The sequence below is a fragment of the Polynucleobacter sp. MG-28-Ekke-A2 genome (assembly GCF_035012985.1).
Lineage (GTDB): Bacteria > Pseudomonadota > Gammaproteobacteria > Burkholderiales > Burkholderiaceae > Polynucleobacter.
In genome coordinates, this window is sequence record NZ_JAYGQU010000010.1 from 1 (window position 1) to 15,962 (window position 15,962).

Here is a 15,962-nt window from a genome sequence, read left to right on the forward strand (position 1 = left end):
GAATACATCCACTACTACAACCATGATCGAATCAAGCAAAAGCTAAAGGGATTAAGTCCGGTGCAATACCGAACTCAATCCCTCGTGCTAACCTAACTAAACTGTCCAACTACTGGGGGTCAGTTCATTCGGGTGGCTTTTACTTTTTCTATACTTCTATTTATTACTCAATCCAAGTAACAAACTCTTCTTTAGGCTTCCTGACTTTTTTCAAGTTAAGTAACCAGTCTTCGTCTGCCTTTCTATATCCTAGCGGCAGCATGACAACACTGCGTAAACCTTTTGCTTTGAGGCCGAGGATTTCATCGAGGGCTGCAGCATCAAAGCCTTCCATTGGCGTGGAATCTACCTGCTCGTAAGCTGCTGCAATGAGGGCAGTACCAAGTCCAATATAAGCTTGCTTTGCAGCATGTGTGTAGTTGGTTTCAGCATCTCTTGCGGTGTAACCACTAAGCAGCTTCTGGCGGTAGATGTCACCAGCTTCGCTTTTGAAATTGCGCAGCTTCTCGGTCATATCAAATGATTGATTGATTCGGTCTGCCGTGTAGGTATCCCAGGCAGCAAAAACGAGCAAATGCGAAGAGTCGACTACTTGGGTTTGATCCCAGGAGATTGCTTTGATCTTTTCACGAATCGCTTTATTGGTAATCACAAGTACTTCATACGGCTGTAATCCACTAGAGCTGGCAGTTAAACGAATAGCCTCCAGTATTTGCTCTACCTTATCCTGCGGTACAGACTTTGTGGAGTCCATTTTCTTGGTGGCATAGCGCCACTGTAATTTGTCAATTAAGCTCATTTTGATTTCCTTGGATTTAATATAGCGATAGATGGCACAGTGTAATTTATAACGGGGGCTAGTGCTAAACGAGCTAATATGTAGCCATTCAATCTCAAAAGACCGGAACATGAATCAAATTGAAATTATTCGAGATGTCAGTGATGTGATGGATGCGCTTGGCGTCGCCGTGGTGTCAATCGGTGTCTTATGGGGCCTCTTCTGTTTTGCAAAAGGCCTGATTACTCAGACGGCCGATATTGCTTATAAAACCTTTCGCATACAAATCGTGCGCTCGCTCATTCTGGGGCTCGAAGTCTTAGTTGCGGGTGATGTGATTCGGACGGTAGCCATCAGTCCAACGTTGACTAGTGTGGCGGTATTGGGCGCCATCGTTTTGATTCGTTGCTTCTTAAGCTGGTCCCTGACTTTAGAGATTGATGGCCGCTGGCCATGGCAAGCGCCTAGATCAGGTCAATCAGAATAAGTAATATTTGTCTTTAAACGAGAAAGGGAGTCGATAGACTCCCTTTTGTTTTGCTGCCGATTGATTATTGCTTAAGCAGCAACTGCTTCTTCTGGCTCAGTAACCGATGAGCGAATGAGGTAATCAAATGCCCCTAGCGAAGCTTTAGCGCCTTCACCCATTGCAATAATAATTTGCTTGTATGGTACGGTGGTGCAGTCACCAGCAGCAAATACACCCGGTAACGAAGTTTCGCCTTTGGCATCAACGATAACTTCGCCATGCTTGGAAAGATCAATGGTGCCTTTGAGCCAATCAGTGTTAGGTAACAAGCCGATTTGGACAAAAATACCTTCCAGATCAATTGTGTGCTCAGTATTGTTGGTGCGGTCTTCGTAGCGCAAGCCGTTGACCTTGCCATTGGCGCCCAATACTTCTTTGGTGAGTGCGCTCATGATGACAGTTACGTTTGGCATGCTAGCCATCTTTTTCTGCAACACTGCATCCGCACGCAATTTATTATCAAACTCGATGAGCGTTACGTGGCTAACAATACCTGCCAAGTCAATAGCAGCCTCAACGCCAGAGTTACCACCACCAATCACCGCTACACGCTTGCCTTTAAATAAGGGGCCATCACAGTGAGGGCAATAGGCAACTCCTTTGCCGCGGTATTCTTGTTCGCCAGGAACATTCATCTCCCTCCAGCGAGCACCGGTGCTGATGATTACGGACTTGCTGGTAAGGACTGCACCATTGGCTAATTCCACTTCAAGACCATGATTCGTTTTGCGCAAGGCATTGGCGCGCTGCAAGTTCATGATGTCGACTTCATAGCTCTTCACGTGTTGCTCAAGTGCTTGAACCAATTTAGGTCCTTCCGTTTCTTTTACGGAAATGAAGTTTTCAATACCCATGGTGTCCATAACTTGTCCACCAAAACGTTCAGCCACAATGCCAGTGCGAATACCTTTGCGTGCTGCATAGATCGCAGCAGCGGCACCTGCAGGTCCACCGCCAATGACTAAAACGTCAAAGGACTCTTTGGCAGAAAGTTTTGCAGCTTCTTCTTTAGGGGTTGAGGTATCTAATTTGGCCACAATCTCTTCAACACTCATGCGGCCTTGACCAAATACTTCACCATTCAGAATGACAGTAGGTACAGCCATGATTTGGTATTGATCTACCAGGCCTTGGTAAAGCGCGCCGTCCACCATCTCATGGGTAACATTTGGATTGAGGGCTGCTATTAAGTTCAGCGCCTGAACAACATCAGGGCAGTTGTGGCATGACAATGAGATGAAAGTCTGAAAGTTGAGCTTGCCATCTAATTTAGTAATGCGATCAATCACCTCTTGTTCTACTTTGGCTGGGTAGCCGCTAGCCTGCAAAATAGCCAAGATGAAAGACGTCATCTCGTGACCCATTGGTAAGCCAGCGAAAGTAATGCGGGCGTCTTGATCAGCCTTGCTGACGGTAAAGCTAGGAATATGCTCACTCTTACCGTCAGTTTTTAAGCTGATCTTGTCAGACTGCTCAGCTACTTCATTTAAGAGCTCAAGCATCTGCTTAGAGCTGTCGCTGTCATCTAGGCTGGCTACGAGAACGATCGGGCTAACAATCTTTTCAAAGTATACCTTTAACTGAGATTTGATATTGGTATCGAGCATGATGATTTCCTTGGGTATTTTTTTAGGTGAGTCTATTGGGCAGGATCTGGTCCTCTCCAATAGACTCTCCGAAGAGAGTCTATGGATTACTGATTCAACTTAGATTTTGCCTACGAGATCCAAAGATGGAGTCAATGTTGCTGCGCCTTCTTTCCACTTAGCTGGGCATACTTCGCCTGGGTGTGCTGCTGTGTACTGAGCGGCTTTCAACTTACGCAATGTTTCAGAAACATCACGAGCGATTTCATTTGAATGAATCTCTGCTGTCTTGATGATGCCTTCTGGGTTGATAATGAATGTGCCACGCAATGCCAAACCAGCTTCAGGAATATGAACACCGAAAGCGTTTGTCAATGTGTGTGTTGGATCGCCAACGAGTGGGAACTTTGCTTTTCCAACAGCAGGAGAAGTCTCGTGCCACACTTTGTGTGAGAAATGAGTATCGGTTGTTACGATATACACTTCAGCACCCATTTTTTGGAATTCAGCATAGTTCTCAGCTGCATCTTCAATTTCTGTTGGGCAGTTAAAAGTAAAAGCTGCTGGCATAAAAATCAGAACTGACCAGTGCCCCTTGAGGGACTCATCAGTAACGGTTACAAACTTGCCGTTGTGGAAAGCTTCGGTTTTAAAGGGTTGAACTGCGGTATTAATAATGGACATACTGTGCTCCTAGTGTTGGTTAATCAATTTCTTTAATAACTACTGCAACTGAATGAATTTTGAACCTCAGTTGTTTATTTGTCTAATGAATAAATTAGATCTTTATGATCGAATTTATAGATAACTACTCATTTGGGGGCGTATTGGGTGCTAAAGGTGTCTTGGCTAACACTTTTGACTCTAATGTTTAGGTTTTTTATAGCTTTTAGAGTCTTGCAGGCTAATTTTCGGCTTATAGTGCTTTTAATGGCCTAAAAAGCTTATCTTTACTGAAATTGGAGAAATGACATGAGTTTTATCAAACAAGGGTTAATAGCCTTATCCATCGCAGCGATTGCGCTATTAAGTGCCTGCGTCACCGAAGGGAAATACAACCAATTGGACCAGGCGTATAGCCAGCTCCAACAGGCCTATCAAGGCGATGAAGTGGAAATTCGCCAATTACAAGGTGAGTTGCGCATCACGATCCGGGACAAAATCCTGTTTCCAGAGGGCGGTTATCGCTTGAATGCTAAAGCTGAACAGGTATTGGCAAAAATGGCGCCAACATTATCGGGCTTTAAAAATACCAAGGTAGTGGTTCGCGGATATACAGACAATGTGTCAATTGGTGCTGAGTTGCGCAATCAAGGAATTACTACCAATCTCGATCTGTCATCGAAGAGAGCGGATAACGTAGTTGACTACCTCATTCGTAAGGGCGTAAGTCAGGGTCTTATTTCTGCGCAAGGCATGGGTGAGTCTAATCCAGTTGCTTCTAATGCAACTCCAGAAGGTCGCGCTCAGAATCGTCGCATTGAAGTTACTTTGGTTGGCCCAGGTAATTAATTCGTAGCTTATATAAAAGGATAAACAATGAAATATTTATTAAGACTTTGCGCAGTAGTAACAGTTGCATTGGGATTAGCTGCTTGCTCGGGTACGCCTGATGTCAAAACATCTTCAGCAGATTTTATTAAAGTAACAAATGGTATTTTGACTAGTAGTTATGGCAAGACTATTTATACCTTTGATAAAGATCAGGCAGGCTCAGGCAAGTCAGAGTGCGTATCAACCTGTGCGACGAACTGGCCCCCAGTCTATGTGGAGCAAGGCATTAATCTCTCCGGTGACTTTTCCTATATCAGTCGTAACGATGGTCAGAAGCAGTTGACCTATAAAGGCAAGCCACTGTACTTCTTTGTTAAGGACAAAAATCCTGGCGATAAGACGGGTGATAACGTCAATAATGTTTGGCATGTTGTAGCGCCGTAATCTGCAAAATATTTAAAGAGCTAAATGTAATTAATGCCACCTTAGGGTGGCAGCGCCTTTTTATGAAATTATTTTTATTGCTCATCATCAGTTTTTTTGCTTCAGCAAGTTATGCAGAGGACTTACTGGTTCCCCTCTCAAAATTTGATAATGATTCTCAGCAACTGACGAACAGCAAGGTGTTAGAGTTTTGGGGTTATCACAATTACGACGGTAACGATAACTATCAAAATATTTTGAAGTTGCGCTACTACAATCCCTTGGAGGCAGGTGATTGGCGAGGGCGTATACGTCTCGATAGTTCTTACGCATCCAATTACAACTCCATTTCGTCCGCCAATAATTCAGGGCAATACAGTGCCGGCAACACCATGGTTACTATCTGGGGGCAGGATCGAACTTTTCTTAAGCCATTGGGTGCTTTGGTTGGTGGTCGCGTTGTATTTCCATTTGGTAATAACGGGCAGTGGGCGGTTGGTCCGCAATTAGGGTGGTCATTTATTCCTGAGGTCGATAGCCTGTTGGGTGTGACCGATTTCTCGCCCCTATTGCGCTATATGTACGGCTTTGATACTAAAAACAACAGTCAGACCATTAACCCCAATCAACCTGCATTGGTCAGAAACCTGCAAATATTCCCAACTATTGGCTTCCAGCTATCTCCAAACACAATGCTGCGTTTTTGGGATGAAAACGGTGCGGTTTACAACTCTGCTGGAGGGGGCTGGTTTGTGCCGATTGATGCTATGGTGACCCATCGCCTCACTAAAGACTGGGTATTTGCAGTGGGTGCTAGTAAACAAGTGGTTCAAAGTTATCACCAGTACGACTGGTCTACCTATGCGAAGATCTCCTATAACTTCTAGAGCGCAGGTCTTTTACGGTTAAGCCTACAGACTATAATTAGTTCCAAAATTAGCATTAATAACACTCCTTTGCAACCACATATCCAATAGAACGTTTATGAATAAGAAAATTCTTGCATTTCTAATAGCTACATCTTCAATCTTCATTTCTGTAAGCGTTGCTCATGCAGAAGAGAGTCTGTCACCACTTCCAAAAATTTCAGATGAGTGGCGCTTTGAGGTGACTCCTTATTTATGGGGAGCTGGAATCTCTTCTACGCTCTTTTATAACGATCGCTATCTCAATACCGCAAAGCTTTCTACAAGTAACGTACTTGGAGATCTCAAGTCCGGCGGTATGATTTCTGCAGAAGCGCATTACGGTAACTGGGGCATCATGGGTGACCTCGTTTCAGCAACTTTGCAAACTACAGGTAGCAATACTGTAGTGGTTCCGACTCGCAAATATGGGGGCGTTCCGGTTCAGGCTGCCGATAAAGTAACGATGCAGCAAAATATTATTACTGGTGCCGCTACTTATACTGTTCTCAATAACCAAAGCATATATTTAGATGGCTTGGCGGGTGTGCGTGGAATTATGGCAACTGCAACAGTTGCCTTGAATTTGTCAGCCGATGGAGTGTCTGCTGGCGCCGTCGACTCTAAATCAGTTTCTACTGCCGATCCAATTGTTGGTTTCAAAGGTCGTTACCGAATTGCCGACTCTACTTGGTATATCCCTTTTTATGCTGATATCGGCGGCGGCGGCGGCACGACCAACATGACTTGGCAGGGCGTTCTTGGGGTGGGTAAAACATTTGAAAAATGGGTTGATGTATCTCTTGCCTACCGCACCATGTACTACGACATGAAGGGCGACGGCCTGCTACAAAAAACTACCTTTAAGGGCCCGCAGTTAGCCGCAACCTTTAAGTTCTAATTTTCAATTCATCATAAATAAAGCATGAGTCATACATTAAAAATAGCGATTATATTGGCAGCACTTGGAGTTATAACCACTTCAGTTAATGCTCAAGAAATTCCAGCACGTGCAGGCACAATTGCTGCTGAGAAATCGGGCGAAGTAAGTGTTTCCGCTAACCCAGCAGTAAACAGCGTTGATATTGCCAAGAAATTGGCAAATCCAATCGCTAATATGATCTCTGTGCCACTGCAGTATGAATTTAGTCGTGGCGTGGGTAAAAACCAAGGCGGCTCAGAGCAGTCGCTCCTATTTCAGCCGGTAGCTCCATTTAATTTGGGCGGTGGGGATGTCTTTATCGTGCGACCAATTGTTGCGGGTGTGAGAGAAGTTAGTGTTCAAGATGCTTCAGGCAAGTCATTCTCTGGCTATGGCATTGCTAGCGTAACTCTCGAGTCTTTCTATGCGCCTAATACCAACTCATCTTGGATTTGGGGTATTGGCCCCTATGCTCAATCACCATCAGGCAATAGTGGTAAGTTTGGCTCACAGCAAACTGGTGCTGGTGTGACTGCTGTAGTTTTGAATCGTGAGGGCCCATGGACTTATGGCTTGCTTGGTTATCAATCATGGAATGTGGGTGGTAATCCAACTTTTGGCACACAAAATAATTTGTATGGACAGCCTTTTGTGGCCTATACCAACAAAGAGGCTTGGACTTATACGGTGAATATGGAAGCGCTTTATAACTACGATGCTCACCGTACCTCTAACCCTCTTTACGCTGGCGTCTCTAAATTAATGGTGTTTGATGGTGTCCCTGTTTCTTTCGGTGCAGGCCCAATGTATTACGTGAGCAACACCCCTGGCGGTCCATCTGGTTGGGGTGCTCGTGCAACAGCAACACTAGTTATTCTGAAGTAATTCACTGTAGAAGCTATAACTTATAAAAGATGGAAAGTAAATTATGAAACAAAAAATGTTTAGAAAAGTATTGGCTGCTTCAGTTTCAGTTACTTTGGCATTTGCTCCATTGGTGAGCAATGCCTGTACTAGTTTCTTACTCAAAGGGAGTGATGGCGGCTATGTTTATGGCCGCACAATGGAATTTGGTTTGCCTTTGAATTCTCAGTTAACGACTATTCCAAGAGCTTATGCCCATCAGGGAATTGGTGTTGATGGTAAATATGGTTCAGGCCTGAATTGGAATTCTAAGTATGCTGTAGTCGGAATGAACGCACTTGGCTTGCCTGAGCTTGTCGACGGCATGAACGAAAAGGGCCTCATTGGAGGCGTACTTAACTTCCCTAATAGCGCTGCTTACCCAGCAGTAACTCAAGCTGAGTCATCCAGTAGCATCAATTCTGTTCAGGTGCTCACTTACGTGCTGACAAATTTTGCTACTGTTGATGAAGTGAAGGCTGGTCTACCAAAGATTAAAGTCAATGGCGCTAAGTTAGCTGTTTATGGAAATCAGACTCCACCGGTGCACTATACATTGCACGATGCCAACGGTAAAAGTATCGTAGTAGAGTACTCCAAAAATGGATTATCTCTTATGGATAATCCAACGACTGTATTAACAAATGACCCTCCGTTTCAGGACCACCTCAATAGCATTGGAAACTATGCCAATCTCTCTAAGGTAGAGAAGCCACCACTAGTCATTAATGGAGCTACTTACGCAGCACCGAGTTCTGGCAATGGATTGCATGGTCTTCCTGGCGACTTCCTGAGCCCAAGCCGTTTTATTCGCGCACTATTTCTATCCAACTCAGTGCCAACAAACTTTACCAACGCTCAAATGGACGGTGCTGCTTGGCACATTCTAGGAAGCTTTGATATTCCTCCTGGATCAGTGACCTTGCCAGCTAGTAATCCTTATGGTGGCGGCACTGGCGGTTATGAGGTAACTGAATGGAGCATTGTGGCCAACAATAAAACCATGGTTTACAACGTCAAGATGTTTGAAAACAATAATACGTATGCATTTGATTTGAAAAAAATGGATGTGAATGCTAAAGAAATAAAGTATGTCAAATTAGCTCAGCCTAAGATTTTGGTTCCAGTGAATTGACTGATTTAAGTTAAGACATCTGATATTGAAAAGAGGCTCGCTTGTCGAGCTTCTTTTTTTAAAAGATTGATGATTGCAATTGAAGCATAGTTAGTATTTTATAAATGAAGGTTTGATAGAGGCCCCCAGTAAACCTAAAGTCTAAAATTATTTATGCCGGTGTATTAGGTCTTTTCTCAAGTCTAGCTTCAGCGGTTCAGTTGCTTGATCCACCATCAACACCTAAGGTCACTGATATCACTGTGTTTGTGGCTAAAAAAATTGTCACGATGGATCCGGCGATTCCGAATGCAACCGCTGTTGCTGTTGCGGATGGGCGTATTTTGTCCGTAGGCTCTTTGGAGGATATGAGGCCTTGGACAAGCAAGTACCCTACGCAAATTAATCGGGATTTTGCTAATAAAGTGATGTACCCGGGATTCATTGAGCCACATGCACATCCTTTGTTGGGCGGTATTTTGTTCAACAAACCATTGCTGACACCATCGCCAATGCCAAATCCATGGGGGGCAGTATTTCCTGGGGTTGCTAATTTACAGTCAGCAATGACACAGCTCAAAAAATACTCTGATGACATCAAGGATCCGAACAAGACTCTGTTGGCATGGGGCTTTGATGTGGTTGCTATGGGAAAGATGCCTGACCGCCAACTTTTAGATCAGGCTTCTAGTACCAGGCCAATTGTTGTTTGGGACGCTTCTGGTCACGATATGTACGTCAATAGCGCTTTCATCAAGTTCTATGGCATCACACCTGACAAAGTCAAGAATGTGAAAGGCATAGGTATTGATAAAGATGGTCAATTGAACGGTCAGTTTTTGGAAATTCCTGCAGTAACTTATATTTTGGGTATTGCTGGAAAAGATATTCTCAATCCGAGTGAGATTCCGACTGACTATTTATATATGAGCGATCTCATGTAGCAAGGCGGAATCACCACTTCTGGCGACTTAGCTTTTGGAACATTGAATATTGATATGGAGCTCAAGATTGCTAAGGCTTTTAGTCAATCCTCGGCAGGTGCTTTACGAATTGTTCCGGTCGTTTACGCGGAGCCTTTTATTCAGAAGTATGGTGATAAGGCGATTGCAGAAGCACAGGCCCTACAACAGCAAGATAACGACCGTTTGATATTCCAAGGCGTGAAGTTTTATAGTGATGGCGGTTATTTGCCAGAGACCATGCGCATGCAACATCCAGGTTATACCGATGGCAGCCTAGGATCATCAAACTACAAGTCAGCTCAAGACTTTGCTGCTGCAATGAGGCCTTGGTGGGATGCTGGCTATCACATTCACATTCACAGTAATGGCGATATTGGTAATCAAAATTCGATTAATGCTTTGCAGTTAATGATCGATGCCAAGCCGAGATTTGATCATCGTTACACAATTAACCACTTTGGCATTCCATCGACTGCAATGGTAATGAAGATTAAGGCTCTTGGCGCAGTAGTCAGTGCCAATATTTCTTATATTTCCGAGCGCGCTAAATTGGAGTATCCAGCCTTAGGTATGGATCGTGTGTCTTATGCGACTCGACTAGGTACCTTAGTTCGTAATGGTATTGTTACTTCCATTCATTCGGACGCGCCTGTATCTGCCCCTGTGCCATTAAAAGAGGCATGGACTGCAGTAACTCGTAAGGATGTGTATAGCGATGGCAAGGTGTGGGCTCCAGCGGAGGCGGTAACCGTCTCTGATGCGATGAAGATGATTACCATTAATGCTGCTTACACATTGGGTGTAGAAGATAAGGTCGGAAGTATTGAGGCCGGTAAGTTCGCGGACTTTGCAATTTTGGATGCCGATCCGCAAGCTATTCCCGCAATTAAAATTAAGGATGTTGGAGTGTATGCGACAGTCTTAGGCGGTAAAGTCATCCCTGTATCAGAAACCAAGAAGCCCAGACCCTTAGATTAATACCCTCAATTGAGACTGACTATTTAAACCTTATCAATCACCTAAATATGACCAATACACATCATTCTTTTTTGAAATGCTTTGCCTTAACTTTGCTAGCGGCATGCTTTCTAGCTGGCTGCCAATCGACCGGTCAAAATGGCAAGCCACTCACTACTGCAGAGATTATTCAAAAGCGTGACGCTACATTAAAGATGTCAAAGACGGGTCTTGATGCATTGATCAAGCAAAAACCGGATGTTCAAAAAGAAATTGATCAGGCGGCTGGATATGCAGTCTTTACGACTACCAATGTCAATATTGTCTTGCTGGTAGTAGCCCGTGGCGAGGGTGTCCTGTTTGATAAGCGTCGCAAAGAACCTATTTTTATGCAAGCGCTCAAAACAGGTGAAGGTTTGGGGGCTGGCTATCAAGATCAGTACCAAGTGGCGATCTTTAAGACCCCGGGTGCTATCGATCAGTTTTTGTTGACTTCGATTGATGGTCGTCGTGGTGGCATCGATGTAGATGCAAATTTTTCTGCTGGTTCTGGTGGTACGATTCGCTCCTTTAATCCCGAAATTACCTTCTATACAGTGGGACTCTCAGGATACGATTTACAAGCTAACTATGGCGGCACGCTCTATTTAGTAGATCAACAGATTAATAGTGCGGCTACTCTAGACAGTCTTCCAAAGAAGAAGCCCGACTCAAAGTAAGAAATAGAGTGTATTGATCTCTAAATGCTGATGGAGCCCCAGCTAGTAATAGCCGGGGCTTTTCTTTTGCCTGTATCTGGTAGATCTACTGGTTTTTCTCTATAGAAACCCGCCTGAACCAGAGTAGATTGGTATCTGGGATTACCCATCTGAAAGGTTGATATGAGCAAGAAATCACTTGATATGAATGCAATGCCAGGACAACAAAGAGCTATTGATGCGACTAAGGCAGCTGGGCGCGTGGCGATTGAAAGTGCTCAGGCAATCGCACAGATTAATCAGCAGGCGACACAGGAATTAGCCGGCATGATTCAGAAGAGGGTATCTGAGCTAATGAAAACTCAGAACCCTCGATCTGCATTTGAATTTGTTCATGCCGAAGTGCTGCAGGATGCTGCTAAAGAGATCTCTCAATATCACAACCAATTACTTCAGGTGCTTAAAAGCGGTAATCAAGAGCTCGCTGATATTGCTGAAACCATGATTCAAGAATCTAAGGCAGATTTAATTCACTTTGTAAATGATGCAACGGATAATGCGCCGCTTGGTAGCGAGGCTTATGTCTCTGTATTCAAAACCTCATTTAACAACGCATTGCAAAATTTTGAACTGATTCGCGCTGCAATGGCGGACTCATTTACAAATTTTGAGAAGAACGTCGAGAATGTTGGCAATCTCGCCAGCCCAAAAAGCACCTCAAAAAAGAAGGACTAGAGATTTAATATTGCTTCTGAAATCGCAGGGCGGTCTTAATGGTCTGAAAGTGAATATCCACCGTAGATATCATTTCCTTTCCGTAGCCGCCCGCCATTGAAAACGCGATGGGTAGTTGTCTATCCAAGGCATACTGAAATACCGCCTCATCCCGTAAGCGCATTCCTGCTGTACTGACATTCAGCCTTCCTAGGCGATCACTTTCATGGGGGTCTGCACCAGCTAAGAAAATGAGGCAGTCTGGCTTGAAGCGTGAATCCAGTTGATCTAGGGATTGGCGCAGGGCATGTAAATAGGTGTCATCTTCGCAGCCATCCTCTAGACCCAAATCAAGATCGCTCTCTTCTTTTTTAAAAGGAAAGTTATTTTCCCCATGAATAGAGAGGGTGAAAATAGAATCATCATTTTGCAGTATCGATGCAGTGCCATTTCCTTGGTGCACATCTAAATCAATCACTGCAATCTTCAGGGATGAGCTAATCTCTTTTTGTAAAGTGCGGGCTGCAATAGCGGAATCATTAAAAACACAAAACCCACTACCAGAATCTCGATATGCATGATGGGTGCCGCCCGCAAGATTGGCGGCAATACCTTCTCGTAAAGCAGTTTTGGCTGCCGCAACCGTGGCGCCTGCTGAACGACGTGAACGTTCCACCATCTGCCCACTCCATGGAAATCCAATCTCTCTTTGCTCTTGCGGAGAAAGTCTTCCTTCAATGACTTTAATGAGATAGCTTGGATCGTGAGCGAATAGGATTTGGGTATCTGTTGCGGGCGGTGCTTCTACAAGCTCAATATTTTTTTCTCCACTCACCAAATCACGTAATCGAGAATACTTTTCCATCGGAAAGCGATGCCCCTCTGGAAGTGGCAATAAAAAATGGTCGGTATAAAATGCCTTCACGCTTTTACATTTCCCTTGAATATTCTTTCAGGATATTCAAGGGGACAGTCTCTAGGGCTTTGATGTGAGTGCTTTCAAGTTTGATGGATGGCGCGCATTGGGCATTGAATGCCTCTACCCAGCGATTGATACATAGGCACCATTGGTCACCAGCCACTAATCCTGAAAATTGATACTCTGGTCTTGGGGTGATGAGGTCATTTCCTTTTTGCAGGCTAAATTGTAAAAATTCATTTGTCACAATGGCACAAACTAAGTGACTACCCACATCCTCTTCATTAGTTTTGCAGCATCCATCCCTAAAAAACCCTGTTAGGGGATCGAAAGAGCAAGGAATGAGGGGTTCACCGAAAACATTCAGCGCAACTTCTTTTTGCATAGCAACCTTAAAAATATCCGTGTCAGCCAGTTTATTGAATAAGCCGTAAACTTGCTGAACAATGACCCAATTAGAAAAGCTCACCTTGTTTTACGATGGCGCTTGCCCGTTGTGCCAGGCGGAGATTCTCTTTTTATCGGGACGCAATCAGCACAATCTATTGGGCTTTGTCGACATTAACTCAGAACAGTATGAACCTCAAAAGGTGGGGGTATCCTGTGAGGCTGCATTGGCAGCGATGTATGGCCAGTTTGCTAGCGGCAAATTGATCCAAGGCGTCTCAGTTTTTCCTGAGGCCTATCGTCGTGCAAACTTACCTCGTATGGCCTGGCTCTTTTCAAGAAAGCCACTTCAACCATTCTTGAAATTGGCATATCTCTTTTTTGCTAAGAATCGGCATGTGATATCTAATCTCTTTGGGCCAGTAGCGTTACGTTTAGTGAAGACTCGTTCGAGGGTGTCACAGAAATGAAGAAAGCCTATCCTCTTCTCATCGCTGCTCTACTGAGTTGCTTGGCATCGCTCAGCTTTGCTCGCGATCCATTGGAAGTGCCACCATATTTAAGCACTGCAAAACTACAAGGAAGCGGTCGACTGACTTGGTGGGGCCTACATATATACGATGCTTCTTTTTATAGGGTGGGCTCACTATCCTCATCTGAGTTTGCATTGGATATGCGCTATCAAAAATCCTTCTCCGGTAAATCGATTGCCAATCGGAGCGCAGAGGAAATGAAGCGCACTGGCGTACCTGATGATCAGGCTGCCCTTTGGGGTAAGGAGTTGGCGTCATTCTTGCCTAATGTTGAGTCAGGGCAGACTTTGACTGCTATCTATTCCCCTAAGCAAGGAACCGTTTTTTATCATGATGGCAAACAAATCGCACAAATACCTGGGGCAGAGTTTTCAAAGGCATTTTTTGGAATTTGGTTAGATCCTAAAACAAGCGCCCCTAAACTGAGAACAGAACTATTAGGACAGACCTGTCCGCCACCACTTTTTAATGAGGCTTGTTAAGTCATGAAATCCCCTTTTACACGCTTGATGTTCATAATATTTTGTGGAGCGCTTTTAGTATCATGCTCTTCACCTCAGGTTTCTCAATATGCGGCTGAGAAACCGGCTTTAGACCTGAGTGAATACTTTTCTGGAGCGATTGATGCCTATGGCATCTTTACTGATCGAAGTGGCGAAGTTAAAAAGCGCTTTACTGTACTGATCAAAGCAAATTGGACGATAGTTGAAGGTAAAAAAGTCGGAACTTTGGACGAACGTTTTGAATACTCTGATGGCACAAAGCAAACGCGCATCTGGACGCTAACTGAGCAATCTCCGGGTAATTACATTGGTAGGGCTGATGATGTGGTGGGTGATGCGCAAGGTCAGCTTGCCGGAAATGCGCTTAACTGGACCTATACCCTTGCTTTGCCGGTGGATGGCGCTATATATAACGTGCAATTTAATGATTGGATGTACTTAATTACCCCCAAGGTAATGCTCAATAAGGCCAAGATGAGTAAGTTTGGGATTGATTTGGGTGAGGTGACTTTGAGCTTCTACAAGCGCTAAGCAAAAGCACCGGATTTGTGTCACACTTTCTTGGAAGTCGCCTTTGGGCGCCTCATCCAAGGAGATCCAGATGAATCATAAAATCAAGCAAATTTCAATTGCTTTATCCGCTGTGGGAATGTTGTCATTAGTGGCATGCCAATCGATGGAGCAAGGCGCCGGGCAAAAAGCCAGCGCTAGCCTTGATTCAAGGTCAGGCTCACAAGCCAAGGGTGAAGTGGTATTCATTTGGCAAGGAGATGATGTTCTCATCAATGGTAAGTTTTCTGGATTAAAGCCAAACTCAGAGCAAGGCTTTCATGTTCATGAAAAAGGCGATTGCTCTGCTCCGGATGCAACCAGCGCAGGTGGTCACTTCAATCCTGAAACAAAATCTCATGGCATGCCAAATAGCGGCATGAATCATGCAGGAGATCTGCCCAACATTAAGTCCGATGCCAATGGCAACGCAACTTACACTGCTAAGTTACATGGATTTGCTGTAAATACAGGCCCAACTGGAATTGTTGGTCGCTCTGTGGTTGTGCACAGAGACCCGGATGATTACAAATCTCAGCCTGCAGGAAATTCTGGCCCACGTATTGCGTGTGGCTTGATTAAGTAATCGCATCTATTCATTAAATTAGTTTATACAGGGCATTTCATGAGAATCGAAGATACCGATCCAGCGCGACATGCAGGGATTGAATATCCAATGGAGGTGGGTGCTCCAGTATTTGCGCCCATTAAAGTTACTGAGGAAAAAGATAAGGCTGTTAACGTAGCTCGCCAAAATGCCAAGCTTGAGTACGATCGCATTATGGAGCAGGCTGAAGTCTTGATGAAGCAGGCCAAAGCATTACAAGCAAGACTAGACGCTACGGAGATGGTGCATAGCGCTAAATTTGGCTTTAATCCTATTCACGGAAAAATTTACCATCTCTACTTTGACGGTAGAAATAACACTAATGTATTGATTCAGAATGGTCCAAAAGAATGGAGTTGCGGAATTCCAGACGGTTGGACTTATTCGATGGCAGTAAAGAAGTTGGGTGACAGTACTTGGGCGGTAATTGAAGAGGATTCTGTTGGCGCCCTTACTGTATGATGTTTTTCTCTATA

Annotated in this window: 22 protein-coding genes; 17 read left to right on the forward strand and 5 right to left on the reverse strand. The window is 44.3% G+C overall.

Going from position 1 to position 15,962, the window contains the following annotated elements; genetic code table 11:
• Positions 1–96 (forward strand): IS3 family transposase (locus tag VC188_RS07405; protein ID WP_216123889.1); only part of this gene is annotated, 96 nt, incomplete at its 5' end.
• Positions 97–163: 67 nt separating this feature from the next.
• Here the strand turns inward: VC188_RS07405 and VC188_RS07410 are convergent.
• The gene (locus VC188_RS07410) at positions 164–799 is read right to left on the reverse strand and encodes an NAD(P)H-dependent oxidoreductase (protein WP_323483521.1); all 636 of its coding nucleotides are present in this window, start codon (positions 797–799) and stop codon (positions 164–166) included.
• Between the two features lie 109 nt (positions 800–908).
• On the opposite strand from VC188_RS07410, the gene VC188_RS07415 reads away from it, so the two are divergent.
• Entirely contained in the window at positions 909–1,265 is a 357-nt protein-coding gene (locus VC188_RS07415; protein WP_215361887.1) for a DUF1622 domain-containing protein, read from the forward strand.
• A gap of 71 nt (positions 1,266–1,336) precedes the next feature.
• Here VC188_RS07415 and ahpF read toward each other — a convergent pair whose 3' ends face one another.
• Positions 1,337–2,914: an alkyl hydroperoxide reductase subunit F gene (ahpF, locus tag VC188_RS07420; RefSeq protein ID WP_323483522.1), complete on the reverse strand. Its 1,578-nt coding sequence runs from the start codon at positions 2,912–2,914 to the stop codon at positions 1,337–1,339.
• 99 nt (positions 2,915–3,013) lie between these two features.
• Complete coding sequence (gene ahpC, locus VC188_RS07425) at positions 3,014–3,577, reverse strand: alkyl hydroperoxide reductase subunit C (RefSeq protein WP_072584055.1); 564 nt, start codon at positions 3,575–3,577, stop codon at positions 3,014–3,016.
• A 288-nt stretch (positions 3,578–3,865) separates the two neighbouring features.
• Here ahpC and VC188_RS07430 point away from each other — a divergent pair, with 288 nt between their 5' ends.
• The 10 genes from VC188_RS07430 to VC188_RS07475 all read left to right on the forward strand — a co-directional run bounded on the left by VC188_RS07430 (position 3,866) and on the right by VC188_RS07475 (position 12,009).
• Positions 3,866–4,405, forward strand: coding sequence for an OmpA family protein (locus tag VC188_RS07430; RefSeq protein WP_323483523.1), 540 nt, complete (start codon positions 3,866–3,868; stop codon positions 4,403–4,405).
• Between the two features lie 27 nt (positions 4,406–4,432).
• Positions 4,433–4,831 (forward strand): hypothetical protein, encoded by a 399-nt coding sequence (locus VC188_RS07435; protein ID WP_323483524.1) that lies wholly within the window; start codon positions 4,433–4,435, stop codon positions 4,829–4,831.
• A 62-nt stretch (positions 4,832–4,893) separates the two neighbouring features.
• Complete coding sequence (locus VC188_RS07440; protein WP_323483525.1) at positions 4,894–5,697, forward strand: hypothetical protein; 804 nt, start codon at positions 4,894–4,896, stop codon at positions 5,695–5,697.
• A 97-nt stretch (positions 5,698–5,794) separates the two neighbouring features.
• Entirely contained in the window at positions 5,795–6,616 is an 822-nt protein-coding gene (locus tag VC188_RS07445; protein ID WP_323483526.1) for a hypothetical protein, read from the forward strand.
• Between the two features lie 24 nt (positions 6,617–6,640).
• Positions 6,641–7,522, forward strand: coding sequence for a hypothetical protein (locus VC188_RS07450; protein ID WP_323483527.1), 882 nt, complete (start codon positions 6,641–6,643; stop codon positions 7,520–7,522).
• 43 nt (positions 7,523–7,565) lie between these two features.
• Entirely contained in the window at positions 7,566–8,675 is a 1,110-nt protein-coding gene (locus VC188_RS07455; protein ID WP_323483528.1) for a choloylglycine hydrolase family protein, read from the forward strand.
• A gap of 200 nt (positions 8,676–8,875) precedes the next feature.
• A complete protein-coding gene (locus VC188_RS07460; protein WP_323483529.1) occupies positions 8,876–9,598 on the forward strand; it encodes an amidohydrolase family protein in 723 nt (240 codons plus the stop codon).
• Between the two features lie 54 nt (positions 9,599–9,652).
• Complete coding sequence (locus VC188_RS07465) at positions 9,653–10,597, forward strand: amidohydrolase family protein (RefSeq protein WP_323483530.1); 945 nt, start codon at positions 9,653–9,655, stop codon at positions 10,595–10,597.
• Positions 10,598–10,644: 47 nt separating this feature from the next.
• Entirely contained in the window at positions 10,645–11,295 is a 651-nt protein-coding gene (locus VC188_RS07470) for a hypothetical protein (protein ID WP_215320711.1), read from the forward strand.
• A 162-nt stretch (positions 11,296–11,457) separates the two neighbouring features.
• Complete coding sequence (locus VC188_RS07475) at positions 11,458–12,009, forward strand: phasin family protein (RefSeq protein WP_323483531.1); 552 nt, start codon at positions 11,458–11,460, stop codon at positions 12,007–12,009.
• A 4-nt stretch (positions 12,010–12,013) separates the two neighbouring features.
• On the opposite strand, the gene VC188_RS07480 is transcribed toward VC188_RS07475, so the two are convergent.
• Positions 12,014–12,913 carry a histone deacetylase gene (locus VC188_RS07480; RefSeq protein WP_323483532.1) on the reverse strand — a complete coding sequence of 300 codons (900 nt, stop codon included), beginning with the start codon at positions 12,911–12,913 and terminating at the stop codon, positions 12,014–12,016.
• Positions 12,914–12,917: 4 nt separating this feature from the next.
• On the reverse strand, positions 12,918–13,292 hold the full coding sequence (locus tag VC188_RS07485; protein ID WP_215322345.1) for a DUF2237 family protein: 375 nt from the start codon (positions 13,290–13,292) through the stop codon (positions 12,918–12,920).
• 61 nt (positions 13,293–13,353) lie between these two features.
• Here VC188_RS07485 and VC188_RS07490 point away from each other — a divergent pair, with 61 nt between their 5' ends.
• From VC188_RS07490 to VC188_RS07510, 5 genes are all read left to right on the forward strand, one after another.
• Complete coding sequence (locus VC188_RS07490; protein WP_323483533.1) at positions 13,354–13,764, forward strand: DUF393 domain-containing protein; 411 nt, start codon at positions 13,354–13,356, stop codon at positions 13,762–13,764.
• On the forward strand, positions 13,761–14,309 hold the full coding sequence (locus VC188_RS07495; protein WP_323483534.1) for a chalcone isomerase family protein: 549 nt from the start codon (positions 13,761–13,763) through the stop codon (positions 14,307–14,309). The genes VC188_RS07490 and VC188_RS07495 overlap by 4 nt, the downstream gene beginning before the upstream one ends.
• Positions 14,310–14,312: 3 nt before the next feature.
• Entirely contained in the window at positions 14,313–14,861 is a 549-nt protein-coding gene (locus VC188_RS07500) for a DUF3833 domain-containing protein (protein ID WP_323483535.1), read from the forward strand.
• Positions 14,862–14,943: 82 nt separating this feature from the next.
• Positions 14,944–15,465, forward strand: a complete 522-nt coding sequence (locus VC188_RS07505; protein WP_416350500.1) for a superoxide dismutase family protein — start codon at positions 14,944–14,946, stop codon at positions 15,463–15,465.
• Between the two features lie 39 nt (positions 15,466–15,504).
• The gene (locus VC188_RS07510; protein ID WP_215320700.1) at positions 15,505–15,948 is read left to right on the forward strand and encodes a DUF2452 domain-containing protein; all 444 of its coding nucleotides are present in this window, start codon (positions 15,505–15,507) and stop codon (positions 15,946–15,948) included.
• Positions 15,949–15,962 lie beyond the last annotated feature (14 nt).